General features: G+C 74.0%; 1 pseudogene. It reads left to right on the plus strand.

The annotated features are described in order from the left end of the window. Positions 1-175: pseudogene (locus ACSNOK_RS34275) on the plus strand (NUDIX hydrolase); the annotation flags it as partial. Between the last annotated feature and the right edge of the window lie 98 nt (positions 176-273).

A 273-nucleotide genomic window follows, 5' to 3' on the forward strand; every position in this document is an offset into this window, starting at 1 on the left:
GCCGGTGAACCCGCAGGTCGAGGAGGTGGCCTGGCACGCCTTCCTCACCGACGAGGAGCTCGACCGGCGGCTCACGGAGTGGGAGTGGGTCCCGGACGGGCTGGCCGCGTTCCATCGACTGCGCGCCCGGCGGACCGCGCCCGGCGAGCCGCGCCCGCATCGGACGACCCCGTGACAGACCGTGGCGACCGGGACGCGTAGCGTCCCCGCGCAAACCGCCGCCGACCGCCCGCCCGGTGAAATACCACCCCGTACCGGACTACGCTGAAGATG

The sequence above is a fragment of the Streptomyces sp. URMC 126 genome, from assembly GCF_051386555.1.
GTDB lineage: Bacteria > Actinomycetota > Actinomycetes > Streptomycetales > Streptomycetaceae > Streptomyces.